This window comes from Arthrobacter globiformis, assembly GCF_030817195.1.
GTDB classification, from domain to species: Bacteria; Actinomycetota; Actinomycetes; order Actinomycetales; family Micrococcaceae; genus Arthrobacter; species Arthrobacter globiformis_D.
This window is the reverse complement of record NZ_JAUSYZ010000001.1, coordinates 1,523,019-1,548,033: the sequence shown is the minus strand read 5'-3', so window position 1 is coordinate 1,548,033 and position 25,015 is coordinate 1,523,019. Positions and strand designations below refer to the sequence as shown.

The 25,015-nt window shown below is 63.5% G+C and carries 23 protein-coding genes and 1 pseudogene; 13 read left to right on the top strand and 11 right to left on the bottom strand.

The annotated features are described in order from the left end of the window. Positions 1-157: 157 nt before the first annotated feature. Positions 158-1,573: an amino acid permease gene (locus QF036_RS07015; protein ID WP_307100436.1), complete on the bottom strand. Its 1,416-nt coding sequence runs from the start codon at positions 1,571-1,573 to the stop codon at positions 158-160. A gap of 70 nt (positions 1,574-1,643) precedes the next feature. Next, positions 1,644-2,753 carry a histidinol-phosphate transaminase gene (hisC, locus tag QF036_RS07010; RefSeq protein ID WP_307100434.1) on the bottom strand — a complete coding sequence of 370 codons (1,110 nt, stop codon included), beginning with the start codon at positions 2,751-2,753 and terminating at the stop codon, positions 1,644-1,646. Positions 2,754-2,846: 93 nt separating this feature from the next. On the opposite strand from hisC, the gene QF036_RS07005 reads away from it, so the two are divergent. The 3 genes from QF036_RS07005 to QF036_RS06995 all read left to right on the top strand — a co-directional run bounded on the left by QF036_RS07005 (position 2,847) and on the right by QF036_RS06995 (position 7,432). Beyond that, positions 2,847-3,350, top strand: coding sequence for an Lrp/AsnC family transcriptional regulator (locus tag QF036_RS07005; RefSeq protein ID WP_307100432.1), 504 nt, complete (start codon positions 2,847-2,849; stop codon positions 3,348-3,350). Positions 3,351-3,470: 120 nt separating this feature from the next. Continuing rightward, on the top strand, positions 3,471-5,138 hold the full coding sequence (locus tag QF036_RS07000) for a thiamine pyrophosphate-binding protein (protein ID WP_307100431.1): 1,668 nt from the start codon (positions 3,471-3,473) through the stop codon (positions 5,136-5,138). A gap of 128 nt (positions 5,139-5,266) precedes the next feature. Then, a complete protein-coding gene (locus QF036_RS06995) occupies positions 5,267-7,432 on the top strand; it encodes an amylo-alpha-1,6-glucosidase (RefSeq protein WP_307100429.1) in 2,166 nt (721 codons plus the stop codon). Here QF036_RS06995 and QF036_RS06990 read toward each other — a convergent pair. The 4 genes from QF036_RS06990 to QF036_RS06975 all read right to left on the bottom strand — a co-directional run bounded on the left by QF036_RS06990 (position 7,429) and on the right by QF036_RS06975 (position 10,514). Next, positions 7,429-8,643 (bottom strand): YbfB/YjiJ family MFS transporter, encoded by a 1,215-nt coding sequence (locus tag QF036_RS06990; RefSeq protein WP_307100426.1) that lies wholly within the window; start codon positions 8,641-8,643, stop codon positions 7,429-7,431. The genes QF036_RS06995 and QF036_RS06990 overlap by 4 nt on opposite strands. Before the next feature lie 85 nt (positions 8,644-8,728). Then, a complete protein-coding gene (locus QF036_RS06985; protein ID WP_307100424.1) occupies positions 8,729-8,851 on the bottom strand; it encodes a hypothetical protein in 123 nt (40 codons plus the stop codon). A gap of 229 nt (positions 8,852-9,080) precedes the next feature. Beyond that, positions 9,081-9,935 (bottom strand): nitroreductase, encoded by an 855-nt coding sequence (locus QF036_RS25235; RefSeq protein ID WP_373460107.1) that lies wholly within the window; start codon positions 9,933-9,935, stop codon positions 9,081-9,083. Positions 9,936-10,007: 72 nt separating this feature from the next. Beyond that, positions 10,008-10,514 carry a DUF4863 family protein gene (locus QF036_RS06975; RefSeq protein WP_307100420.1) on the bottom strand — a complete coding sequence of 169 codons (507 nt, stop codon included), beginning with the start codon at positions 10,512-10,514 and terminating at the stop codon, positions 10,008-10,010. A gap of 190 nt (positions 10,515-10,704) precedes the next feature. Here QF036_RS06975 and QF036_RS06970 point away from each other — a divergent pair, with 190 nt between their 5' ends. Next, on the top strand, positions 10,705-11,352 hold the full coding sequence (locus QF036_RS06970; protein WP_307100418.1) for a TetR/AcrR family transcriptional regulator: 648 nt from the start codon (positions 10,705-10,707) through the stop codon (positions 11,350-11,352). Between the two features lie 130 nt (positions 11,353-11,482). On the opposite strand, the gene QF036_RS06965 is transcribed toward QF036_RS06970, so the two are convergent. Further along, positions 11,483-12,832: an MFS transporter gene (locus QF036_RS06965; RefSeq protein ID WP_307100416.1), complete on the bottom strand. Its 1,350-nt coding sequence runs from the start codon at positions 12,830-12,832 to the stop codon at positions 11,483-11,485. 211 nt (positions 12,833-13,043) lie between these two features. Between QF036_RS06965 and QF036_RS06960 the strand changes: the two genes are divergently transcribed. Both QF036_RS06960 and QF036_RS06955 read left to right on the top strand, forming a co-directional pair. Continuing rightward, positions 13,044-13,553, top strand: a complete 510-nt coding sequence (locus tag QF036_RS06960) for a DoxX family protein (protein WP_307100415.1) — start codon at positions 13,044-13,046, stop codon at positions 13,551-13,553. Between the two features lie 103 nt (positions 13,554-13,656). Further along, complete coding sequence (locus QF036_RS06955) at positions 13,657-14,130, top strand: carboxymuconolactone decarboxylase family protein (protein ID WP_307100413.1); 474 nt, start codon at positions 13,657-13,659, stop codon at positions 14,128-14,130. Positions 14,131-14,254: 124 nt separating this feature from the next. Here the strand turns inward: QF036_RS06955 and QF036_RS06950 are convergent. Then, positions 14,255-14,368: pseudogene (locus QF036_RS06950) on the bottom strand (ABC transporter permease); the annotation flags it as partial. A 234-nt stretch (positions 14,369-14,602) separates the two neighbouring features. On the opposite strand from QF036_RS06950, the gene QF036_RS06945 reads away from it, so the two are divergent. Further along, positions 14,603-14,770, top strand: a complete 168-nt coding sequence (locus QF036_RS06945; protein ID WP_307100411.1) for a hypothetical protein — start codon at positions 14,603-14,605, stop codon at positions 14,768-14,770. Positions 14,771-14,903: 133 nt separating this feature from the next. Beyond that, complete coding sequence (locus QF036_RS06940; RefSeq protein WP_307100409.1) at positions 14,904-15,143, top strand: HNH endonuclease; 240 nt, start codon at positions 14,904-14,906, stop codon at positions 15,141-15,143. A 55-nt stretch (positions 15,144-15,198) separates the two neighbouring features. Here the strand turns inward: QF036_RS06940 and QF036_RS06935 are convergent, their stop codons facing one another. From QF036_RS06935 to QF036_RS06925, 3 genes are all read right to left on the bottom strand, one after another. After that, positions 15,199-15,363 (bottom strand): hypothetical protein, encoded by a 165-nt coding sequence (locus QF036_RS06935; protein WP_307100407.1) that lies wholly within the window; start codon positions 15,361-15,363, stop codon positions 15,199-15,201. Positions 15,364-15,910: 547 nt separating this feature from the next. After that, complete coding sequence (locus QF036_RS06930) at positions 15,911-16,648, bottom strand: hypothetical protein (protein ID WP_307100404.1); 738 nt, start codon at positions 16,646-16,648, stop codon at positions 15,911-15,913. Positions 16,649-16,787: 139 nt separating this feature from the next. After that, positions 16,788-17,315: a hypothetical protein gene (locus QF036_RS06925; RefSeq protein WP_373460270.1), complete on the bottom strand. Its 528-nt coding sequence runs from the start codon at positions 17,313-17,315 to the stop codon at positions 16,788-16,790. A gap of 235 nt (positions 17,316-17,550) precedes the next feature. Here QF036_RS06925 and QF036_RS06920 point away from each other — a divergent pair, with 235 nt between their 5' ends. The 5 genes from QF036_RS06920 to QF036_RS06900 are packed head-to-tail and all read left to right on the top strand — an operon-like array spanning position 17,551 to position 24,946. Continuing rightward, positions 17,551-18,129 carry an HNH endonuclease gene (locus QF036_RS06920; RefSeq protein ID WP_307100401.1) on the top strand — a complete coding sequence of 193 codons (579 nt, stop codon included), beginning with the start codon at positions 17,551-17,553 and terminating at the stop codon, positions 18,127-18,129. Positions 18,130-18,179: 50 nt separating this feature from the next. Beyond that, entirely contained in the window at positions 18,180-19,649 is a 1,470-nt protein-coding gene (locus tag QF036_RS06915; RefSeq protein WP_307100399.1) for a DUF3375 domain-containing protein, read from the top strand. Beyond that, positions 19,646-20,290 carry a DUF4194 domain-containing protein gene (locus QF036_RS06910; RefSeq protein ID WP_307100398.1) on the top strand — a complete coding sequence of 215 codons (645 nt, stop codon included), beginning with the start codon at positions 19,646-19,648 and terminating at the stop codon, positions 20,288-20,290. Before QF036_RS06915 ends, QF036_RS06910 begins: the two co-directional genes overlap by 4 nt. Then, positions 20,287-23,691 (top strand): ATP-binding protein, encoded by a 3,405-nt coding sequence (locus tag QF036_RS06905; RefSeq protein ID WP_307100396.1) that lies wholly within the window; start codon positions 20,287-20,289, stop codon positions 23,689-23,691. The genes QF036_RS06910 and QF036_RS06905 overlap by 4 nt, the downstream gene beginning before the upstream one ends. Further along, positions 23,681-24,946, top strand: a complete 1,266-nt coding sequence (locus QF036_RS06900) for a Wadjet anti-phage system protein JetD domain-containing protein (protein ID WP_307100394.1) — start codon at positions 23,681-23,683, stop codon at positions 24,944-24,946. Before QF036_RS06905 ends, QF036_RS06900 begins: the two co-directional genes overlap by 11 nt. Positions 24,947-25,015: the final 69 nt, after the last annotated feature.

The window sequence follows — 25,015 nt, the reverse complement described above, 5'->3', positions numbered from 1 at the left end:
GCAGATATCGCGACATAAATCGCGCCAAACGTGGATTATCTGGACAAAAACTCGGGGCGGTGCACGTGGCGACGGAGGGCGCGGCCGGCCAGGCCGGACGCGCCCTCCCCTTTGCGGAGAATCCCCAGGGTGGGGTTCAGTCGACGAGCACCGCGGTTCAGTCGACGAGGACCGGAGGTTCAACGCGATCCGGGGACTCGACGCGCTGCTCCCGCATGTTGGCGGAACGGTGGTGCAGCCAGTTCGCTACTGCCAGGAGCGCCACGAGGCCGAAGGTGCTCAGGAGCTGGGGACGGGAATCCTCGCCGATGAAGCCGACGGTGAAGATGGCCGCGAGAATGAGCAGGCCAAGGCCCGTGAGCCACGGGAAGCCGGGCATCCGCAGGGGAAGTTCCGTTCCGTCGCGGTCGGCGCGGATGCGGAGCGCGAGCTGGGCGAGGAGCGCGGACGTCCAGACCAGCAGGCAGGTCGAGCCCACAATGTTGAGCAGGACGGGCAGGACCATCTCGGGGAAGGCCAGCTCCAGCCCAACCGTGACAACACCGAAGGCGACGCTGGCCAGGACTGCGACGACCGGGACCTGGGCCTTGGAGACGGAAGCGAGCAAACGGGGAGCCTCACCCCGCTCAGCCAAGGAGTAAGCCATCCGGGAGGCGCCGTAAAGGTTGGCGTTGAGGGCGGAGAGCAGTGCCGCTACGGCTACCAGGGTGATGGCAGTCGCTGCACCGGGCATGCCCGCGGCCTCCAGCACGGCAGCGAACGGGCTCTTCAGCCCCGCCGAACCCACGGGAACCACGGCAGCGATGACGAAGATGGCACCGATGTAGAACACCAGGATGCGCCACAGCACCGTCCGGACTGCCTTCTTCACGCTGCGGGCCGGCTCCGCGGTCTCGGCTGCCGCCACGGACACGATCTCGGTGCCGCCGAACGCGAAAGCCACCACGAAAAGTGCCGTGGCAATCCCCGCGAACCCGTGCGGAGCGGCATCGCCTCCGATGAAGTTGGCCAGGCCCGGCGACGCTACGCCGGGCAGCCAGCCGAAGAGCAGGGCGGCACCCACCAGGAGGAACCCGACGATGGCTGCCACCTTGAGCAGGGCGAACCAGAACTCGAACTCGCCGAAGTTCTTCACGCTGGTGAGGTTCACGGCGGTGAGCACCACGATGAACACGAAGGCCATCAGCCACACCGGCAGGGCCGGGAAGATGGTGGACAGCAGGCCTGCCGCACCGAGCGCTTCGGCGGCGATGACCACCACGAGCTGCAGCCACCAGAGCCAGCCCACCGTGGCACCGGCCACCGGCCCGTAGGCCTTGGCGGTGTAGACGGAGAAGGCACCGCTGTCCGGGTTGGCGGCGGCCATCTCGCCGAGGGCCCACATCACCAGGATGATGAGCGTGCCGGCGACCAGGTAAGAGATCAACACCGCCGGGCCGGCGGCCTGAATGCCGGCGCCCGAACCGATGAAGAGACCCGCGCCGATGGCGCTTCCGAGTCCCATCATGGTGAGCTGGCGGGGTTTGAGGGCGGCGCCAAGCGCCGGGGCAGACGTCATTGTCCGTTGTTCCATGGGGAGTCCTCTGTGTTGTCTGTCGAACGGGTAAAGATCGAACGGGTAAAGGTGGAACGGGTGGGGATTTTCAGGCTGCGCGGGCTGCCAGGACGGCTTTCATAACCTGGAGCACGCGGTCGTTGGAAGCAGGATCGGCAACGGTGATCCGGATGCCGTCGCCCTGGTAGGCGCGGACCAGGATGTCCGCCTGGTCGAAGGCGGCCACGAGCCTCGCCCTGAGGTCATCGTCTGCCCGGATCCACAGGAAGTTGCCTTGGCTTGGCTGCAGCTTCCAGCCCTGGGCTTCCAGCCGTGCGGCCAACCGCGAGCGCTCTTTCTTGACGACGGCGACCCTCGCCTGCATCTCGTCGGTCGCGTCCAGCGAAGCGACGGCAGCCTTCTGGGCCAGGGCCGTCACGGCGAACGGAATGGCGGTCCGGCGCAGTCCCTCCGCGATTTCCGGCGCAGCCACTGCGTATCCCACGCGCAGGCCGGCGAGTCCGTAGGCCTTCGAGAAGGTTCGGAGGATGCACACGTTCGGGTATTCACGGTAGAGCGCCAGGGAGTCCGGCCCGCTGCCCGCCTCGGCGTATTCCACGTAGGCCTCGTCGATCACCACGAGGATGTCCGAGCTGACGGAGCGGAGGAACGCCTCGATGCGGTCATGGCTGATCGGGACGCCCGTCGGGTTGTTGGGGGTGCAGAGCAGGACCACCTTGGTCCGTTCGGTGACGGCTGCGGCCATCGCATCGAGGTCGTGGCCCTCGGCGTCGTCCAGCGGGATGCGGACGGGCCGGGCACCTGCCAGCTCCACCAGGATGGGGTAGGCCTCGAAGCTCCGCCACGCGAAGATCACTTCATCCCCGGCGTCGCACAGCCCGGTGATGATCTGCTGGAGAACGCCGACGCTTCCGGGTCCCACCGCGATCTCCGCGGCGGTGACAGCAAGGTGTCCGGCGATCCGTTCCCGGAGTTCGACGGCGGCCATGTCCGGGTAGCGGTTCATCCTGCCGGCCGCTTCAGCCACCGCGGCGGCGGCCGCGGGCAGGGGTTCGTAATGGCTTTCGTTGCTGGCGAGGGCTGCGATGTCCTCGCCGGCACTGCGCCGGCCCGGCACATAGGACGGCAGGCCGGAGACCGCGTCACGCAGGGTGGGGTGCGCGGTTTCCGTTGCCGTCAGAGTTTGATCACTGGTCATGAGGCTTGATCATGGAAGTGACCCGGGCCACATTGCAAGATACGCTTACCCTCTTGGGATTTCTGCTCAACTTCTATCGTCTGTGGTGAAAATATGACCATCCCGAATCCCCGCACCTTCGATTCCCTGGACGCCAGGATCATCCTCGCCCTCGACAAGGACCCGGAAGCGAGCGCCCTGGCTCTTTCCCGGACGCTCGGTGTCGCACGGAACACCGTGCACGCACGCCTGACGAAGCTTGAGAGCGGCGGCGCCCTCAGGTCCTTCAGCCGGAGGCTGAACCCGGCGGCGCTCGGCTACGGCCTGCTGGCTTTCCTCTCCCTGGCCATTAGCCAGGCCCGTGCGAAATCGATCGAAAGCGGGCTCGCTGCTATCCCGGAGGTTATCGAGGTCCACGCCACCACGGGAGATGCGGATCTCATGGCCAAGGTGGTGGCCCGGGACACGGCCGATCTCTATCGAATCACCAACCAGATCCTGGAAATCGACGGAATCCAGCGGACCAGCACGGCCATCTCCGTACTGGAGCTCATGCCGCCCCGCTACGACGGCCTCCTGGACCGGCTGTCACAGCAGGAGAGCCGCCTGCCCGGCTAAGGTTGCCGTGACCTGCGCCACGTTGGGCATATTTTCACTCAGTTAATGATTTAGCTGACAAATATCCCAGCGAAAATCTAGTCTCTTGCCTATCAACGATCTAGATCCGACGATTCCTGCATGACTTCACTTACAGTGTCCGGCCGCGTGGCGCAGGTTCTCAGCAGCTATATCAGTGATGTGTTCGGCGTGATGGGCAACGGAAACGTCTACTTCCTGGACGCCGCCGAGAAGGAGGGCCTCCGCTTCACGGCGGTACGCCATGAAGGTGCCGCCATCGCTGCGGCGGACGCCTACTATCGGACATCCGGGCGGCTGGCGGCGGGGACCACCACCTACGGCCCCGGTTACACCAACGCCCTGACGGCCCTCGCGGAAGCGGTCCAGGCGAAGATTCCCGTCGTGCTCGTCACCGGAGACGCCCCGAGCAGCGGCGCACGTCCTTGGGACGTGGACCAGGCGGCGATCGCCGCCGGGCTGGGGGCGGCGACCTTCACGGTCACCCGTGAAGCCGCGGGCGCAATCACGCAGGAAGCGGTGGAGTACGCACTTGCCCGGCGGACCGCCGTCGTGATCGCCGTTCCGTACGATCTGGCGGCCCTTGAGGCGGCGGAGGAAGAGCTTCCCGTGCCGCCGCCGGCGGCGGCTGCGGTGGCGGACGACGTCGACGGCGGACTCGGACGGGCGGCCGAAGTGCTCGCCGGCGCGAAACGGCCGCTCATCCTTGCCGGCCGCGGTGCGCACCTGGCCGGAGCCGGCCCCGAACTCCGGGAACTCGCCGACCGCCTCGGCGCGCTCACCGCGGGGACGGCATTGGCGCTGAACCTGCTGCAGGGCGAGGGGTACCTCGGCGTCGCGGGCGGCTTCGGCACGGATACCGCCGCCGGGCTCATGAACGAGGCGGACGTGGTGCTGGTGGCGGGGGCGAGCCTGAGCCCCTTCACGATGCGCTTCGGCCACCTGATTAGTCCGGACGCCACCGTGATCCAGATCGACACCGCCATGGAGCCGACGCACCCGCGGGTGGACCTGTTCGTCGGTGCGGACGTGAAGGCCGCCGCAGGCCGGCTCCTCCGGCTGCTGGATGGCGCCACCCCATCCGAGGCCGGTGCATCGAAGGCCTGGCGCGCGGAAGCCCTCAACCGTCTGGCCGAAGGACCCTGCCACCACCCCGGCAGCACGGAGACCCCCGACGGCCGGCTTGACCCCCGGGCGCTTGCCACGGCCCTGGATGCCGTCCTGCCGGAACGCCGCACCGTGGTCCAGGACGGCGGGCACTTCATGGGCTGGGCGCCCATGTACTGGCGCATCCCGCGCCCTCAGGACCTGGTCATGGTGGGTACCGCCTACCAGGCGATCGGGCTTGGACTGGCCAGCGCCGTGGGGGCCGCCCGGGCCGTGGACGCGGGCAATACCCTGGTGCTGACCGCGGGCGACGGCGGATTCCTGATGGGCCTGTCCGACCTTGAGTCGCTCGTGGGCACGGCGAGCAGCGCCGTCGTCGTGATCTATAACGACGCCGCCTACGGGGCCGAGATCCATCAGTACGGCTCGCAGGGCCTGACCGAAAAGCCCATGCTGATCCCCGAGGTGGACTTCAGCGGGATAGCCCGCGCCATCGGGGCTGAATCTGCGATCATCCGCACCCTGGAGGACCTTTCCGCGCTCCAGGACTGGATCGACGCCGGTGCCAAGGGCACCTTCGTGGCCGACTGCCGCATCACCTCGAGCGTCCGGGCCCAGTGGCTGACCGAATGGATGAAGGCAAAGGAGACGGTCGCCAGCTGAGGTTCGGACCGCCACTGGTATCGATCGGCGCGCAGGCGTAGCGTCGTTTTGAGCAGGCGGCCGCAGGAGGATCCGCCCGGCTCTGTGCGGCGCTGAGCCGTGGAAGTCGGTCCTTTGAAGGAGTCGGGATGGCTGGATGGAATGCTGACACTGCTGCAGGTTCGGCGGGGCCGGGCGCGGTCACCCTGGTGGAGGGCTCATCATTCTGCATCTCGGGGGCGAACGGGGACATCAGCCCGGAGTATCCGCATGGGGTCTTCTTTGAGGACACCCGCATCCTGTCCACTTGGCATCTGACCGTTAACGGAGCTCCATTGGAGGCACTCGCCGCCAAGACCAAGGAACCGTTCAGGGCCCTCTTCGCCGGCCGCGTCCCACGCCCGGACGGGCACGCGGACAGCCCGCTGATTGTCGAACGCCTCCGCGAGGTGGGCACCGGAATCCTGGAGCAGATCACCGTCAGGAACTACGCGACGGTCCCCGCCGAATGCGTGGTCTCCCTCAAAGTCGATGCGGACTTCGCTGACCTCTTCGAGGTGAAGGAGGCGCGCATCCAGGGGCGCTGGAGCGAATCCCGAGAAGCGGACGGTGACGCGCTGACCATCCGGGCCGTCTGGCAGGACATTCGGAAGGGCGTCGTCGTGTCGGGCAGCGGTGCCGACGCCACGCCGGAGGCCCTGACGTACCACGCCGTTGTCCCGCCGCATGGAGAATGGAGCGCCACTGTCAGCGCGGTGCCCACCGCAGACATGTCCGGTTCCGCGGCGCCCTTTGTTCGTGCGGACGACGGCGGACTGTCTCCGCGCGACCTCCGCCGGCAGGAGTGGGTGTCAAAGATTCCGATGCTCCGCATGGGCAACCGCTCCATCGAGCGGACGCTTCGCCGCAGCTATGACGACCTGGGCGCACTTCGCATCGAGGATCCCCACCACCCGGACCGGATCGTGGTGGCCGCCGGTGCGCCCTGGTTCATGGCGCTGTTCGGCCGGGACTCCCTGTGGGCGTCCCTGATGGCGCTGCCGGTGGATCCGTCCCTGGCCTTCGGCACCATCCAGACCCTCGCCGAGCGCCAGGGCACCGTGGTGGATGTGATGAGCGAGGAGGAACCGGGGAAGATCCTGCACGAGGTCCGGCTTGATGTCTCCAGCGGCCTGGCCCTGGGTGGCAAGTCCGCCTACTACGGCAGCGTCGACGCCACGCCTCTGTTCGTGGCCCTGTTCGGGGAAGTCAGCCGCTGGGGATTCGCCGCCGAAACCACCGCCGCCCTGCTGCCGCACGTGGACCGGGCGCTGGACTGGATCCGCGACTACGGCGACAAGGACGGCGACGGCTTCGTCGAGTACGAACGGCTCAACGACACGGGTCTGATCAACCAGGGCTGGAAGGATTCGTGGGACGGCATCAACTTTGCCGACGGGACTCTGGCCGAGCCCCCGATCGCGCTGTGCGAGGTGCAGGCCTACGTTTACAGCGCCTACATGGCGCGGTCCTGGATAGCTTACGACGCCGGCGACGTGGCTTTGTCGGCCGAGTACCGGGAGCGCGGGGCGCAGCTAAAAAGGCAGTTCAACGAGCAGTTCTGGCTGCCCGACCGCGGCTATTATGCCGTCGCCTTGGACGGCCGCAAGCGGCCGGTGGACGCGTGCGCGTCCAACATGGGGCAATGCCTGCTGTTCGGCATCGTCGACCAGGACAAGGCCCCGCTGGTGGCAGAACGGCTCATGTCCCCGGAGATGTTCAGCGGCTGGGGCGTGCGGACCCTGGCCACCAATATGGGTGCCTACAACCCCGCCAGCTACCACAACGGATCCGTCTGGCCCCACGACAATGCGATCATCGCGGCCGGTCTTCTGCGCTACGGCTTTGTCGAGCAGGCACAGCGGATCTCCACAGCCCTCTTTGAGGCGGCCGAATACTCGGAAGGCCGGTTGCCGGAACTGTTCTGCGGCTTCAGCCGGGAGCACTTCGACGAACCAGTCCCCTATCCCACGGCCTGCTCTCCCCAGGCCTGGGCCGCCGCCACGCCGATCCAGCTCGTGAAGAGCCTGATGGGCTACTACGCCGACGTTGCCCGCGGCGGCCTCTGGATGGATCCGGTACTCCCCGAATCCTACGGCGACCTGCACATCACCAACGCCCCCATGGCCGACAGCCGGATCACCATCGACATTTCCGGTTCCGTCGCGAACGTTCAGGGGCTGCCCAAAGGCATGCTCTTCCACCATGGAATCCGCCCCTGGGCGTCCGATCTGGCGGAAAAGGCGAACCACACAGGTGATCGGCATCCTGATTAACCATGTGATTGCCTTTGGAACAGCGCAGCGGTTCCTGCCCCGAGGATCAGGACGACCGACAACCACAGGCCGCCTGCTATCCCCCATGAACCATCGGACATGGCTCCCGAGACCACAGGGCCAATGCCCTGGCCCACGCTGAACGCAACGGTCTGGGCAGCAATTCCGGATGTACGTGCTTCTGGAGGCAAACTGCGTTTGGCGAGAACGGCAGCAGCGGTCGGGCCAGCCATAAACGCGCCTCCGAAGATCACTGCCGAGATCAGCGCTGCCGTCAGTCCCGACCCGACGAGGACTGGCAGGACTCCGAGCAGAACAACGAGTGAGACCAGCGCCAGCGCCCGTGCAGACGAAAGGCGGTCGATGATTTTAGCCCACAGGAACAGAGTGGAAGCGGCGGAGGCGAGGCCAAGGGTGATGAAAAAAACGGTTGCCGGCCACCCTGAGAGGCCCTGAGCATTAAGGAGCGCGATGATGAAGGTCATGTACGAGACGTAGCCTGCACCGTAGAGCAGATTCCACATGAACGCCGGCACTAGAAAAGCGAGAGACACCGTCCGCCCCGTTCGCTGTCCGGTCGGGTGAATTCGGCCCGACGCCATGCCGGCTGGAACCAGAGCCAATGCGGCTGATGCGCCCATGACGAGCCAGCCTACTCGCCAACCCGGGCTCCCTAGCCAGGTCAGCACAACCGGAACCAGGATTCCGGAGAGTACTATGCCGATCCCCACCCCGGACATGAAGATCCCTACCATCTTTACGGACTGTCCTGGCGTAGACGTAGGAATTCGCGACGCGAGGGCCGCTCCAACGACGAAGAGGACAGCGGTAGCCACGCCTCCGATAAACCTGACGATGGCAAGATATGTGAATTCTCCACTCATCGCTGACGCGACAAGAGTCAGCGCACTGATGGCAATCCCCCACATATAGGTCCGCCGGCTGCCGAACTTACGGGCCCACCAGGCCCCGCTTGCCGATCCAAGAATGTATCCCGCGGCGTTGGCGGTGTTGATTCCTCCTGCAGTCGCGTACGACCAGTCCAGATCAGACTTCATGGCGGGAAGCAGCAATGCATAGGCGAACCGCATAAACCCAAGTGCAATGACCGGCCCGACGGCGAGCCCGAGCGCCAACAACGGGGCATTGCAGGGACTGCGTAAGGTCCCGCCCGAAGACTTCCGGGCCGGTGAATCAATTTGGTTTTCCACGAGGGCCTTCCAGAACTAGTTTGTTTCCTACTCTTATGGCGGGAGAGACCGGCAGTCGTCGGTCTCTCCCGCGGTCGTTATTGAGTTACAGCGGCACCATGCCGCCGCCCCGACGCGCGGTAACCGGACGGACGTCGTAACCGTCGTCTCTGAGGATCAGCCGTCTGGTCCAGTCACTAATCAGCCAGATGGCCGCTCCATTCTCCATGGCGCCGTCTGTCCTCCCCACTTTGGGAGGTAGGAACGGGCTGGTCAGGACGACTGTCACGTTGACTGGGATTTCGGCCCAGTCCTCAATGACCTCTCCAAGGAGGAACGTGCCCAAGCTTTCGTCGACCAGAAAGTGCCTGAAGTTTCCCTCAAAGTACCCTTGCCTGATTTGCCCCATCAGCTGCCCTCGGGAATGCGTTCGGTGAAGGTGTGAAATGCCTGGCCGGTCAGACTGAGCTGCCGGGTTCTCCAACGGAATGCTCCGGGGAGTCCTGCATCCAGCCGGCCCAAGCCGCGTGAGCAATGCGGGTTTGGCCGCCAGCACAGATCTCGTGATCCGGCCATTGCGGAGATGACGCTGTGCCTGAGGTAAGGCCGCCCGTTGTCATTGTGCCCTCAGCCCTGTCTTCGTAAAAGGTTGCAAAGTCCGTCACGCGTTGCCGCGGGGTGGTGAAACTGTGCAACCGGTGTGATGTGTCCGCATATCCCAGGGACAGTCCGCAGATGATCCTGTGATCGTCTGGGATTTCCAGGTGGCTTCTAATGACCGGGTAGTAATCCAGGAACGAGGCTTGGGGGCAGGTGTCGAGTCCTGACGCACGCGCAGCAAGCATCGTAGCCTGCAGGAACAAACCGGCGTCGATGAGCGCACTGTCCAACTGGTGACGGCTGACCGTGAGGAAGATGCCGATTGGAGCTCCGAAGAACTCATAGTTGCGTCGGTGATGGGCGTCCCTGGCAGCAAGGTCCGTGAAGTCTATCCCCAGCGTTTCGCCGTAGAGGCCCTGGCCGAAATCGCTCCGCCGGGACTGGAAGGGTTCCACCCATTCGTCCGGGCGTGGCTGATAGTCGAACTCGCACCTCTGGACGCGTTCTCCGGCGTCATGGGCCTGCAGGAGAGCTGCTGTTAGGCGATCCTTTGCGGTACCGGAAAGAATGTGGACCTGCCACGGTTGCCCATTCGAATTGCTGGCTGAGCGGGAGGCAAGCTCCAAGATCCTCTCAACGGTGCTTCTGGAAACCGGCCTCGGCAAGAAAGCACGTACGCTGCGCCTGCTAAGCAGGGCTTCCTCGACACTCATCCGCTGTAGGGCGGGGCGGGTCACCGTGCTGCATACGCCCCCGCACTTGCATTGGCACATTGTTTCCCCCGCTTAGTAGCTGGGCGTGATGTCGTAGGAGATGCGGCCGGCGGGCAGGAAGAAGAGTGCGATCAGCGCTCCGCCCTTAACTTCCGGATAGTGGTGGCTGCCGGGCCCTGGAGCTGTCCATCCCGGTCCTGACCAGCCGTTGGGTCCGGCGAGCTTGGCTTCGGGATCGAGGGGCACCACGAGGTTCAGCTCCCCGTAAGGGTGCTGGTGGTAATCGCCGCGGTAGGGCTCCACACTGTTCATGTACACCGCCGTGATGCTGAAGTAGTTGAGCACATCGCTGGGATCAGCGAGCCGGCTCCGCCTGTAGTTCGGACCATCAACTTCGATGTTGGCCGCCCAGCCGTCGCGGACACCCTCAGTAATCATCCGGGAAAGATCCTCAAACAAGGGGGTGCCGGGACCATAGTTTTCGTTCAGCCAGGTTTCGAGTTCACCGCCGGCAGTGCGGTTCTTGACTTCGTCAAGGAAAGGGATGCTCCGGTCGATGAGCTCCTGAAGTGCGTTCATGATTGGTCTCCTGATTCGTAATCGCCAGCTTGTGCTGCGATGCAATAACACTAACCCGAGGTTAAGTTACAGTCAATAGCTGTAACCTAACCTCTAAATTTCTACTTGGCCTGCCGGTCGTCACTATCGGACAGCGGCGTCTTCTGTTACGTTGAGAGATCGTAACGTAACCTAATATTGGAGGTTGTGGGTGGCCACGAAGCCAGCGGACCGGACCCCGGATGAAAGTGCCGAGACTGAGGTTTCCAAAGGCGGCAGGCCCAGAGATCCTGCCGTTGACGAGGTCATTATCAAGGCGACCCGCCGTCGGCTTGTTCTCGACGGATACTCCAAGATGACCCTTGGCGACGTTGCGGCAGATGCCGGCGTGACCCGCCCCACCTTGTACAGGCGGTGGCCTGGGAAGTTCGAACTGGTGGTCGATGCCTTGGACTACGGCTTTCGCGAGCAACGGAACACTTACCCGAACCTGAATCTGGATGAACTTCCGCCCCTGGAGGCCTTGACTGAGGCTGTTCGCCGGCTGGATCCCACCTATTTCAATCCCGATGCGATGATCCTCATGGGAAACTTCATGGGCGAGACCAATCGCACCCCCGGGCTGATGTCAATTCTCACCGAGCACGCCGTTGAACCGCGGGTGAACCTCCTGGAGCGCACGCTGGCCAGCCTTCAGGATCGGGGAGCGGTCAAGCAGGGAATTGACAAAAGCACCATTGCCTCAATGTGCTTCGGCAGCTATTTTGCCGCGTTCCTGCGCGCGGATACGGATAGGGCCGGCCTGGCCGAGAAGGTCGTGCAGGTCATTTGGCCAGCCATCGCTGCCAACCCCGACTAGGGGCCCTTAGCGCTGACACAGAACCGAATGCCAGCACCAAAAGCACTCCAGGACGCCCATTTCTCGCTACCGACACATGACTTGGGGCCGGTTCCCTGCCTCAGAGAACAGGCCCCTCCCACGCCAGCGCTTAGCGGTGCATGCGCCCCAGAATCAGGACACTGACTCCTGCGACCACCAGGGCCCCCGCCATCACCAGGAAAACCTGCTGAGGGGCGATTCCACCGCCGAGGGCAACACCCACCAGCAGCGGGCCAGCAATTCCACCCAGGCGTCCCATGCCCAAGGCCCATCCGACTCCTGCCGATCGCATGTGGGGCGGGTAGAGAACAGTAGCGAGCGCTATCACGCTCATTTGCCCACCCGTGACGCAGGCTCCTGTGAAGAACGCCGTCACGAGCAGCATTTCGGTTCCCGCGCCCAGAACGGCACCTAGCGCCACAACAAACACGGCACCGAGAAGGTACACGGTTCCGAGTGTGCCGAAGGGGCTGATGCGGTCCATTGCGGGGCCAATGGCTGCGGCCGCGACGATTCCCCCTATGGTCGTCAGCACGGTCGCGGCGATGACGATTTCCGGAGCCCGGCCGAGGGAGCCCACGATGGTGGGCAGCCAGCTTTGAATTGAATAGAATGCGGCAAGATTTGCTACGAAGGCCAGCCACAGCAGGATTGTGCTGATTAGCCACTTGCGGCGAAAGAGCTCGGCAACCTGCGTCTTGGCCCTTTTCGATGCATGGTTTTCGCCGTCGTTGACGATATTCGCTGCCGCCGGAAGATCCGGCTGAAGCCGCTGCAGGATCGCGCGAACCCTCGCTTGCCCGTCCACTTCCCTCAAGAGGAAGCGCGGCGACTCCGGAAGGTACCGGATGAGGAACCCAAGCAGAACAAGCGGCACCAGGCCCCCGATAACGAACATCATGCGCCACCCCAGCAGCGGAATGATGAAACCTGATGAGATGCCGGCAGCCACAAATCCTAAAGCAAGCCAACAGTAGATGAACATCACGAAGCTCGAACGCCGCCGCTTAGGGGCGAACTCACTGGTCAGGGACACAACGCTCGGGATCACTGCCCCAAGGCCGGCACCGGTCAGGAACCTTAAGGCAATGAGATGGTTCGGCTCCATTGCCAGGGCCGACGCTAACGTAAGCGAGCCGAACATGGCAGTGCACACGATGACAACCCGTCGGTTGCCAACCCTGTTCGCCAAAGGCGAGAGCACAAGATACCCAATCATGAGACCGACGATTGCGGCAGAAAGAATGGGTCCCAATGCAACGACCGGCAGGCCCCACTCCTTTGCGATTACCGGAGCGGCAAAACTAATCGACTGGGTATCAAAGCCGTCCAGGAACATGACGGCACCGGACAAGAAGAGAATGAGGTAGTGGAAGCGGCCGAGGGGTCTGTTGTCGATTACGTCCGTCAGGCGAACTTCTTCGTTCTGTAGCTGAGGATGCAGGGGCGGGACATTCACGGATATCGCACGCCTTTCTTTGGTTTCTAGTCGGAGGTCCGCCCGTTCGATCCGCACGGCAGATCCAACGGGTACATCGATGCGCTCACAAACAGCACATGTGATAGGGACAACACCAAAGTAGGCTAGAGTTAAGTTACAGTCAATACTCGTAACTTAACTAGACCGAGTTGCGACCTAATCCATTCCAACCCATTGATCGAGGAACCCATTGACCAGTTTCGACATAGCGCTCTTAGTGCTCAGGCTCGGCATCGGCATCACCATGGCAGTTCACGGATACGCCAAACTCTTCCTGGGCGGGAGAATATCCGGCACAAGCAAATGGTTCACAAGCCTTGGCATGCGCCCGGCTGCCTTCCATGCCTGGTTGGCAGCCGGCACTGAAATTGCCGCAGGTCTTGCCCTTGCCGCCGGCCTCCTGACCTCTCTCGCCTCAGCTGCATTTGTGGCACTCATGCTGGTAGCAGCGTGGACCGTCCATCGTAAAAAGGGCTTCCTCATAACCTCCGGAGGGTGGGAGTACACCTTTATGCTTGCCGTCGCGGCGATTTCCATAGCAATCACGGGGCCAGGACATCTGAGTCTGGACTGGCTGATATTCGGTTCGCCCTTGCTCGAAGGACTGCCGGGGCTTCTCATCTCCGTAGGAGTTGGCGGGGTTGCCGGAGTGGGACTCCTTGCAGCCTGCTATCGGCCGCCGAAGGACATCCCCGCCTGACGCTCGCAGGATCTGCGCTTCTCAAGATCAGGAGCACCACGGAAATGACATTGAATCTCCCCCGGAATGCAAAATCTCCAACGACAGAAAAGGACCGGACGCCATGACCAGCACAACAACTGCGGCGCGCACCAATATCGGCAGCAGGCATCAGGAGCTGTACGGAATACTCATCAGGCTGGCTGGGATGTCAGACCAGGCGGCACTCGCCGAGAACCTCCATCCTCTTCTCATTGAACTGGTAAAGATACGGGTGTCCCAGATCAATGGGTGTGCATACTGCCTTCGGATGCACACAGCTGACGCCATTGCCAAGGGAGAGAGTCCGGAACGGCTCAGTGTGTTACCGGCCTGGAGGGAGACGGGATACTTTAATGAGCAGGAGCGGTCGGCCCTGGCCTTGGCCGAGTACGTCACCAGGATCAATGACTCTCACTCCAACGTGGGCGAGTATGAGTCCGCCGCGCAGCACCTGACTCCGGGGCAGTTGTCGGCCCTCACCTGGGTGACCATGTCGATCAACACTTTTAACCGCGTCGCCATCAGCAGCTCCTACAAGGTAGCCCCGGGCAAGTGAGCCTTAGCCAGCGATTTCGCCGCAACGTCCACTCGGTAAGGATCCCTGGCCCCGGCATGAACCGGAGCGCCGCCCTTAGCTGATCCTGGCCGGTCAGCGGCCATGGCGACGACGTAGGCGGGGCCAGGATGCCGAGGCACCACGTGAGGGCGATCCGCATGCCGCTGCCGACCGGCCGTTGTGCAAACAGATCCTTGACTGTGTTGACGATCGAGGTGACCGGTTGGTTCTCGACGAAGACGTGCAAGTTGCCCGGCATGTGTCCGTTGGCAGCCGTGCGGCATCAGGCCGATGGGCGTTACCGGCGTCGTTCGGCCGGATAGAACGGTAACGTTACAATACTTGACTGTAACGAAACCGATGCCTACCCTTTACATACGAAGCCTCAATGCAGGCCGGGGGACTATGCGTCGGAGCTGACCTGATCAATGTTTATCGCCAAAATCCTCAGTATATGGAAGGGAACGAAGACATGACCCGCGAAGAAGCCTTTGCACGTTGCCCCTCCGACTCCTATGTGGAGCTTTACGGCAACAAATGGCTGATCGTTCCGTTTGCCCCCGTAGCACAGCCCCACTTCTTCGTCTGCACCCCAGGTTCTTTAAAGGTTGATAGTCCAGAGCTTTTCGGACGCGCCTGATATGGGCACTCCTCGCGGCAACTTCTAACGACGTCGGCGCAGCCCGTTGCCCGCCCCCCTTTCCGGCAGATGGCCAGAGTGCTGGGCAAGTCCCAGGAGGCGGCGCAGTTCGGTGAGTTGGCGGAACATGGAAGTGGCGCCGAAAGTTGCTCTGGACGATGGCGCCGGCCGTTCCGGCGTCCACTTCTATCCGTGGCCCAAGGGCGAATCCACCAGCCTGCAGAACTTCGTCGCGGCGTGCGGCAGGTGCAACCGCGCGAAAGGCGCGCAGATCCCCTCGCCTGTGCAGCAGGAAAGGCTGGAAGGACGACGGCGGACGTACGTCACGCTCAAGGATGCGGTTGCGGTCGGCGAGCGCCAGCCCCTCCCGTAGGCAGACAGCAGATGTCTGCGGCGCACCTTGAACCCAAGCCCGCTGGTTGCCAGATTCAGTCGCCGTCGTAACGGGCAATTGCTTCGATGTAGACAGCGGCGGTTATCTGGTCGCCCCTATCGGTGTATTTGGCGATGATGTTCGCTAGGTCGTGCTTGATGACCCAGTGCGCGTCATATGGTGCAGCAGGACGGGGAACGTAGTCGTTCAAGATTCTCACCCCCTTGCGCATTTTCACCCTTCGGCAGATATCGAGGGAATGCCGCCTGGTTGTCGACTTCCTGCTGTTGTCGCGGGGAAACCCGGTCCAGCACTTCATTGTCGTCCGCCATGGTGTCCACCCCTTCAAGCTATGAAATGATGGTCACCCTGTTCCGGCAAGATCGGCGAAAGTTTCAGGCAAGATCGGCGAAGGTCTTGCCGGCGGCAGCTTTGGCACGACCGAACAAGACGTCAGCGCGAGCTTTTGGCGGTCGCGGCCTGGCCATCGCCGCCCTGGTCATCGGCCATGCGTCGAAGCCGCCTACGAACCCGAAGGCGACTGGGGCTTCGGCGTCCGGGAACGGTATGCCGAGGCCCGCGAGAGCTTCTACGGCGTGTGAGCGCCGCTGCTTCTGCTTGAGCCTGCCGAAGACAGGCCCCGCTGGTTGAAGCTGTCGAAACCAAGCCCCGTGGCTGAGGCTGTCGAAACCAAGCCCCGTGGCTGAGGCTGTCGAAACCAAGCCCCGTGGCTGAGACTGTCCTAACTAAGCCAGCGCTAATCGACCCTACGGCTGCACAACGTTAACGAGTTCTGACCGGCTGCCCGTCTCCAGGTCCTCGGTAAGGACCAATGACTTGACTTCGGGGCAGTAGTATTTATGCTCCCGTGAGTTCTTCTCAAGCGGCGTCCAGTCGTAGACCTTGACGCAGTCGGTGTACTTGGCGGTTTTCGTGGATACGGTCTGGCCGGTGGCGATGGTATCCCGCATGTCCTCCGCATTGCCAATGTAGAATTCCTGCCGATAGGAGTCACCAACTCGCTGCTCGGCCTTCATCCAAATCCCGGCTTTTGCTCCATCTTTTCCGTGGAGGAAGCTGCCCGCGTGGTGGATCAGCATCCCATTCCAGTAGTTGTTCACGTCCTCCCCGAAGTACCACACGTCACCGTTCTTATGCTGTGCCAAGTAGTCCCGTGTTTCCTCTACCAGCTGCCCGTTCTTGTATTCTTTGTCCAGATAGACGACCGTCTCAAAGCCCTCGATCTGCATCTTCTCCGGCAGGATCTCAATCTCGATCCTTTCGGTGACCCCTCCTTGGTCAGCGGTCTCATACGTCATTTTCTTGCCGACGGGGAGTGCAAAGTATTTATTGGTGATGTTGGTGGTGAAATCTGCCGGAGTGATCTCGGGGTGGTACTCGCTTGCCCGGCTCCTTTTGATGTTGTCGTTGTACAAAAACACTCCGCCGCCGACAACCAGCAACAGAACGAGGACTCCAAGAAAAATTTTGGTCCGGAGAGGCATGACCTTTCCCACTCCTCACTGAGTAGAAATTCCTATAAAGGGTCAGAGCAACGTTGCTTGCCCATGGCCATAGCAAAAAGGTAGAGCAGTTTGCCCGGAACCAGAACCCACCAAAATCATGCCTGGGGCATGCGTGTCCCTACGCCCTGGCCTGAACCAGGTTGGCGAAGGGCAGCTTCCCGTACGTGCCGATGAATTTCGCGTGATAGGCGGCTTCTGCAGCATTCACCTCGGCTGCTGGCAACTCCTTCCACGCGATGACCAGTGATTGGGAGTCGCTGAGCTGCCAAATGAGCCGCCCGTCCCAGTGGCCAACAGGCTTCCCCCGGCCGAAGTCAGCGAACTCTTGAATGCGCTTTCGGAGTCCGCGATTGCCGGTGCTTCCGGGACCTGCTTTCCCGATGTAGAGGACATCCGCGTCCTCGATCCACTCTGCCTCCAACGCCGCTTGGAGCAAGGACGGGTTCCGCTTCTTGAACCGGCCCCCAACGCTCTTCGCAAGGAACAACCGCTCGAATCCCTCAGGTTTGAGCACTGCATAGATACCGGGGGCCTGGGGAACCCGGTTGATGTCCAGCTCTTTGAACGACCGGAATCCGGAGAACCCGTCTTCTTTCAGCGTCTGTTTGTTGATCTGCAACGGGAATTCCTTAATTCGGCACGTCATGAAAAGGCGGATAGCCGGTTTTGACGAAGCCAACCCAGGGGCAGATCCGCTCCAGAACATTCTGTCGCTACCATCGCCCAGATAACTAACTGGGCCTGCCAGCGCGGGCCTGTTGAAATTACTCCGCTGGTTGAGCTTGTCGAAACCGAGCCCACAGAAACCAAAGTACGATCTCCCTCAGTGAACAGGACATCGCCTGAATCACTTTGCCGGAGTCTTGTTGGGGAGAGACCGAATGTTGGAACTGAAGCGCATCTACTGGACACGGGTGGCCCTTCGGATGGCATACCTCGCGGCCATTGTTTGGCTCATCGCCGCGGTCATCCTTTCCTTCCAGCCGAACACAACCCACGTAACGCTCGGCAAGACCGGCTCCTCGGTCGCCAGCATCATGCGCGAGATGTTCGACGGCGTCCTGGCGGCGATCACAGCCCCGGGGCTCGTCATTGTTGCCCTGATCATCACAGTGCTCATCATCCGCTCCCGCGACGTGCGCCGCCGCGATCCCGTTCGCCGCTTCACGCGCCAGCAGCGCCGCGAAGGGATGGCCCGGGCCGGCGGCCAGTGCGAGATGGAGGCCGGCTTCCGCCGTCGGTGTTCACGTCCGGCAGAGCATGGCGACCACTTCTATCCGTGGTCCAAGGGCGGATCCACCAGCCTGCAGAACTTCGTCGCGGCGTGCAGCAGATGCAACCGCGCGAAAGGGGCGCAGATTCCGTCGCCCGCGCAGCAGGAAAGGCTGGAAGGACGACGGCGGTCGTACGTCACGCTCGACGGCGCGGTTGCAGTCGGCGAGCGCCAGCCCCTCCCGTAGGCAAACCGCAACGCGGATGTCCGCGGTGCCCTTTAGAGTGAACACAGGACGTGACGCATCAAACACCACGGGACGCGATGGACTACTACGCAATCAACGCCCTGCGTGAGAACCATGCAGGCTGGTCGTTGCTGCGTGCCCAGAACGCCCCGCTCGCCATCTCGTTTTTCATGGCGGCCTTCACCGGGCCGAACCAGCGGAACCTCGGCAGGCAGCAGCTCATCGACAGCCTGGACGACGTTCTTTTCGGCCTCCGCGATGCCTACGGCGAGGACAAGTTCCCGCGCCAGGCGTCGGAATACCTCGACGACTGGGCCGCCCCCGAAAGGGCCTGGCTGCGGAAGTACTACATCCAGGGCCAGGACGAGCCGCGCTACGATCTCACCGCCGCCGCGGAGGATGTGGTCCGCTGGGTGGAAAGCCTGCGCGGCCGCGACTTCGTGGCCACCCAGTCGCGGCTCACCAGCATCTTCGCCGTCCTCGAGCGGCTGGTCCAGCAGTCCGAGACGGACCCTGATGTACGCCTCAAAGAACTCCAAAACCAGCGAGACGCCATCGACGCCGAGATGCAGCGCATCCGCGATGGGAACATCCGGGTCATGACGGCCCCGGAGGCACTCGACCATTTCCAACAGCTAACCGCCCTGGCCAAGGACCTCCTCTCGGACTTCCGCGAGGTCGAGCAGAACTTCCGGAAGCTGGACCGCCAGGTCCGCGAGCAGATCGCCACCTGGGACGGCACCCAAGGCGAGCTACTGGAGTCGATCTTCGCCAACCAGCAGGACATCAGCAGCTCCCTGCAGGGCCGGACCTTCCAGGGTTGCTGGGACTACCTCATGTCGCCGGAGTCCCGGAGAAAACTGCAGGAGCTCCTCCAGCGGGCCACACAGATCGAAGCCCTTGCCAAGATGGATAACCTGCACGCCGTCACCAACCTGCACCAGGACTGGCTGCCCGCTGTCGAACAGACCCAGGGCACCGTCCGCCAGCTGTCCCAGCAGATGCGCCGGCTGCTCGATGACAAGGTGTTCCTGGAGAACAAGCGCATCATGCAGCTCATCCGGAGCGTCGAGTCCGGTGCCCTTGCCGCCCGGGAGCAGCCGCCGCCAGGGGACTTTATGACGATCGCCGCGCCGTCAGTGGACATCATCCTGCCGTTCGAACGCCCGCTCTACGAGCCGAGCCGGCGGGTCATGGTGGACGACGTCGTCGAAACCGCCGATGACGCGGACGTGGACGCCGGCGCCCTGTTCAGCCAGTTCCACGTGGACAAGGAGCGCCTGAAGTCGAATATCGATGCCGTGCTGGCCGAGGCGGAACAGGCCACCCTCGCGGAGATCACCGCGGCCCACCCCATCGAACAGGGGCTCGCGGAGATCGTGGCTTACTACCAGCTGGCCACGGAGTCGGACTGGGCCAGTATCAACCCGGAGGCCGAGCAGCAGATTTCCTGGCAGCTGGAGGACGGCAGCATCCGCGAAGCCACCCTCGAACAGATCATCTTCGGAAGGCCCGCATGAACCCGGCAGCAGATTCCGCAAGCACCGCGGAAACGGAAACCCGGACGCCCGAGGAACTTCCCAGCGTCGTCACCCGGCTCTTCAAAGGCGTGCTGTACGCCGAAGGGGACGAGAAGCTCTGGCAGTCGCTGCTGGGCCTGACCTCCCAGGTCCGCGACTACGTGTCCGTGCTGGGGCTGGACCTGATCCTGGACGAGTCCGAGGGCTACGCATTCCTGAAGTCGCGAGAGAATCCCGACAGTACGCTTCCCCGGCTCATCGCGCGCCGCACCCTCACCTTCAACGTCAGCCTCCTGCTGGTGCTCCTCCGCCGCCGCATAATGGAGTTCGATATCAACAGCAGCGAGGTCAGGCTCATCATGACTGAGCAGGAGATCGTGGACATGGTTGCGCTGTTCCGGCCGGAATCCAGCAACGAGGCCCGGACTCTGGACCGGCTCCGGGCCGACATCAAGAAAGTCGTAGAGCTCGGTTTTCTTCGGAAGCTCAAGGGTCAGGCGGACACGTACGAGGTGGCCCGCATTCTCAAAGCATTCGTGGACGCCCAATGGCTGGAGGAGTTCGACTCGCGGCTGGCGGACTACCGTGCGACGCTCGCCGGACCGCTGGGCGCAGGCGCCTCTGAGGAGGATAGCAAGTGAGCACTGAACTGCAGGACACCCTGTTCAGCCTGGAAGAAAAGACGGACGACGGCGGCACTCCCCCGGGCTTCCGGCTGCACCGTCTGGAGCTGCTCAACTGGGGCACGTTCCACCAGGGCGTGCGGACGTTCCGGCTGGACGGTGCCAACAGTCTGCTGACCGGCGACATCGGATCGGGGAAGTCGACAGTGGTGGACGCCATCACCACGCTGCTGCTGCCGGCCAACCGGATCGAGTACAACAAGGCGGCGGGCGCGCAGAAGAAGGAACGCTCGCTGATGTCGTATGTCCGCGGCTTCCACAAGAGCACGCGGAGCATCGGCGGCGAGTACTCCAAGCCCGTGGCGCTGCGGAGCACCGGCTCCCTGACCGTGGTGCTTGGAGTCTTCCGGAATGCCGTACTGGGCAAGTCGGTCACCCTGGCCATCACGCTCTGGGCCACCCAGGAGGCAGGCACGCCCAGCCGCTTTTACTCGCTTGCCGAGGCGGACCAGTCGATTGCGGCCGACTTCTCCAACTTCGGCCAGGACCCGGCCAAGCTGAAGAAGAAGCTCCGTGCCGCCGGCGCCTCCGTGCACGACACCTTCGACCCCTACGCCGCGGCCTTCAAGCGCCAGTTCGGCATCAGCGGCAACCAGGCCATGGAGCTGTTCCACCGCACGGTGTCCATGAAGCAGGTGGAGAACATCACCTCGTTCGTCCGGACCAACATGCTGGAGGAGGACAACGTTGCCGAGCGCATCGGCAACCTCATCCACCACTTCGACGACCTGAAGAAGGCCCACGACGCCGTGCTGCGGGCCAAGGACCAGATCGCCCTACTGACGCCGATCAGGGAGGGCGCCGCCCAGCACGCCGAGCTGAGCCACGAGGATGAGCTGGCGCGCCAGCAACGGGATCAGCTTCATCCCTGGTTCACGGACCGGAAGCTGCAGCTCAGCCTGGAGCACCAGGCGGAGCTGGAACGCACCGGCGAGCGGCTGCAGGAGGACAGCACCAAGCTGCGCAATGAGATCACCGGCAAGAAGCACGAGCTGCAGGCCGTCCAGGAGGACATCCGCACCAACGGCGGCGGCCGGCTGGCAGCCATCGACGCCGACATTGCGCGGCTCTCCGTGGAATCGATGACCCAGCGGCAGCGCTTCGACACCTACGGCGCGGCCGCGAAAGACCTGGGACTGCGGCCGCCCGAGGACCGGGTGCTCTTCGACGCCAACCGTGCCCGGCTCGGCGATGTGGAGAAACAGCTCGGCGAACAGTCCGGTGAGCTGCAGGACGACCGGACAAAGCTCACCATCACCCGCACCGAGCTCAACGCACGGTTGGCCGAACTCGGCGCGGAACTGCGCAGCCTGCAGTCCCGCCCCAACCTGCTGCCGCTCCCCCAGCTGGAACTCCGCCGTCGGCTGTGCGACGGAACGGGCATCCCGGAAGCGGCGCTGCCGTACGCCGGCGAACTGCTCCGCGTCCGTGACGGCGAGGGCGCCTGGGAGGGCGCGGCCGAGCGCACGCTGCACGGCTTCGCGCTGTCCCTGCTGGTGCCGGCCGAACACTATGCGGCCGTGAGCAGCTGGGTGGATGCCAACAACCTGCGAGGCCGGCTGGTCTACCTGCGGATCGGCGAATCTCCGGCGGCCCGGGCCGCCGAGCCGGGAACGCTGGCCGCGAAGATCGCCATCAAGCCGGGCACCCCGTTCCGCAACTTCCTGCTGGATGAGCTCGCCACCCGGTTCGACCATGTCTGCTGCGACACCCTCGAGGACTTCCGCCGCTATCCCAAGGCGCTGACGGTCAACGGGCAGCTCAAGGGCGGCCGCGGCAGGCACGAAAAGGACGACCGGCGGGAACTCACGGACCGGCGCAACTTTGTGCTCGGCTGGGACAACCACGACAAGATCAGCCGCTTCCTCGTCGAGCAGGACGAGGTCAGGGGCCAGCTCGGGGTCACGCAGGCGCAGCTGAAGAAGGTCGACGCGGCCCTGGATGCCCTGCGAACGCAGAACCAGCAGCTCGGCGCCGTGCGCTCGGTGGCGGACTTCGGCGAGATCAGCTGGCAGCTCACCGCCCGGCGGATCGAGGAACTGAAGGCGGAGAAGCTCGAGCTGGAGACCGCCAGCGACGTGCTGAAGCAGCTGACGGCCAAGGAGTCCGCAGTGGCCGCCGAGCTGGAGCGGCTGGAAGAACGCGCCGGCAAGCTGCGCGAGCGTCTCGGCGCGAACGAGAAGGACGCGAGGGACATCGCGGAAGCGATTGAGGAATGCCGCGGCATTCTCGCGGAAACCCCGCTGACGAACGACGGCGGGGTGCTGGCCGCCGTCGAACATCTCACCAAAGCGGCGCTTGGGGACAAAACGCTGACGTACAAGAACACCGGCACGGCGGAGAGCACCGTCCGCGCCGGGCTGACGGACACCATCGACGCGCTGTCCAAGCGGATCGCCCGGGCGGCGGAAGGCACCGTCCGGCTGATGGCGGATTTCCGCAACAAGTACCCGAACGAGACCACGGACATCGATGCCGCCCTTGAGGCCGTGCCGGACTATAACCGGCTGCTGGAGCAGCTGGTCAGCAACGACCTTCCGCGGTTCGAGGCGCACTTCAAGGAATCCCTCAACCAGAACACCATCCACGAGGTGGTGGCGTTCAACGCGTTCCTGGACGGCCGGCGGCAGGACATTGTGAACCGGATCGGCGAGATCAACCAGTCGTTGGCCGGGATTGAGTACAACCCGGGCCGGCACATCCAGCTGGAGCACCAGAATACGTCGGACCAGGACGTGCGCGAGTTCGGCGTGGATCTGCGGGCATGCTCGGAGGGGACCATCGGCGACGAGGACCAGTACTCGGAGCAGAAGTACCTGCAGGTGGAGCGCCTGATCGAGCGCTTCCGGGGACGCGAGGGACTGACCACGCTGGATGAACGGTGGACGGACAAGGTCACGGATGTGCGGAACTGGTTCACGTTCTCGGCGTCGGAAAAGTGGACCGAGACCGGCGAGGAGTTCGAGCACTTCACGGATTCGGGCGGCAAGTCGGGCGGCCAGAAGGAGAAGCTTGCGTACACGATCCTCGCGGCGGCACTTTCGTTCCAGTTCGGGCTGGGGTCCGGGGCTGGTTCAGCGAGCGCGGAAGCCGGGAAGAAGTCCGGCCGAAGCTTCCGGTTCGTGGTGATCGACGAGGCATTCGGCCGAGGTTCCGACGAGTCCGCACGGTACGGGTTGCAGCTGTTCCAGCGGATGAGACTTCAGCTGCTGATCGTCACGCCACTGCAGAAAATTCATGTGATCGAACCCTTCGTCTCGCACGTGGGATTCGTGGCGAACACCAACGGCGACGACTCGCAGCTGCGCAACATGACCATCCAGGAATACCGGGACGAACGGGACCGGCGTGCCGGTTGATTCCTGGACCACAGTTTCGGGGCTGCGCGCCCAGTCGCTGAAGGCTTGGAACAGCGGTGCTTTGCTGCGGGAGCTCCTGGAACCGTCCGGCGCGTATCCGCGCCGTCGTACATTGAAGCGTCCGACGGCGGGCGAACTGTTGAGTGATTACGGTGCTGCCCGCAGTTGGGCCGCTGAGCTCTTTGCTGCGGCCGGTCAATTCAACTTGGAAACGACAGAGGTGGGACGCAACACCATCGGCTCCAACCGGATTCCGGCGGCTGCAGTGTTCGCGACCGTGAAGGACGAGATCGGGTTTGTCGGCAAAACCCGGGAGGCGACGCGGTTCCGGGAGCTGGCAGCGAGTCTTCGTGGGCTGGATCCGCTGCTGCACGCTTGGGCGGCGCGGCGGCCGCTGAGAGTTTTGGCGCTGGGACCCGACGTCCTGGCCGCGGCGCGGGTAGCGCTGTGGCTTAGAGATAATCCCGAGCCGGGCATCTATGTTAGGCAGCTCGGACTGCCCGGGGTCCACACGAAATTCATCGAGGGTCACCGGCAGGATATAAATCAGCTGCTGGCTGCGCTCACCCCCTGCCCAGATAGCGGCAGGACGGAGGTCGACGCCGAACGTGCCGTAGAAGAGGTCGAACCGGATGTGACTGGCGCCGACGCAACATTGGAAAACGGTGTCGGTCGTACTGCGGCGGCACGCTTTGCCCGTCGCCATGGGTTCCTGCATCCGCCCGAGCTCGTCCGGTTCCGCATCCTCGACCCCGCGATTCCTGCCCTTGGCGGCGCCCGGGACATCACCGTGACCGCAGAGGCGTTCAGCACGCTGCAGCTGCCCGTACACAAGGTGATTGCGACCGAGAACCAGGTCAATTTCCTTGCACTGCCGGAGCGTCCCGGAACGCTTGCCCTGTATGGCGCCGGGTATGGTTTCTCGTCGCTGCGGGATGCGGCGTGGCTTCGTAACTGCAAAATCCTGTATTGGGGCGACATCGATACGCATGGCTTCCACATCCTTGACCAGCTCCGCGCGGTACACCCTTTGGTGGAGAGCGTGCTGATGGACGAAGAGACCCTGCTCGCGCACAGGGATGCGTGGGGCCAGGAGCCGTCACCGTCGAGGGCTGCCCTGACAAGGCTCACACCGGAGGAGTCGGAACTCTACGTATCTTTGGGCAACGCCGCCTACGGTTCAGGGGTCCGCCTCGAACAGGAGCTAATCAACTGGGACTGGGCGCTCGAACGGCTCGGCTCCCCCGCCAGTTGAGCCGGTCGAGACCGCGGCTCGGCAGCAGCCGACATTAAGGGCGGGCGCAGCTAACTGTGCCGGTTAGGA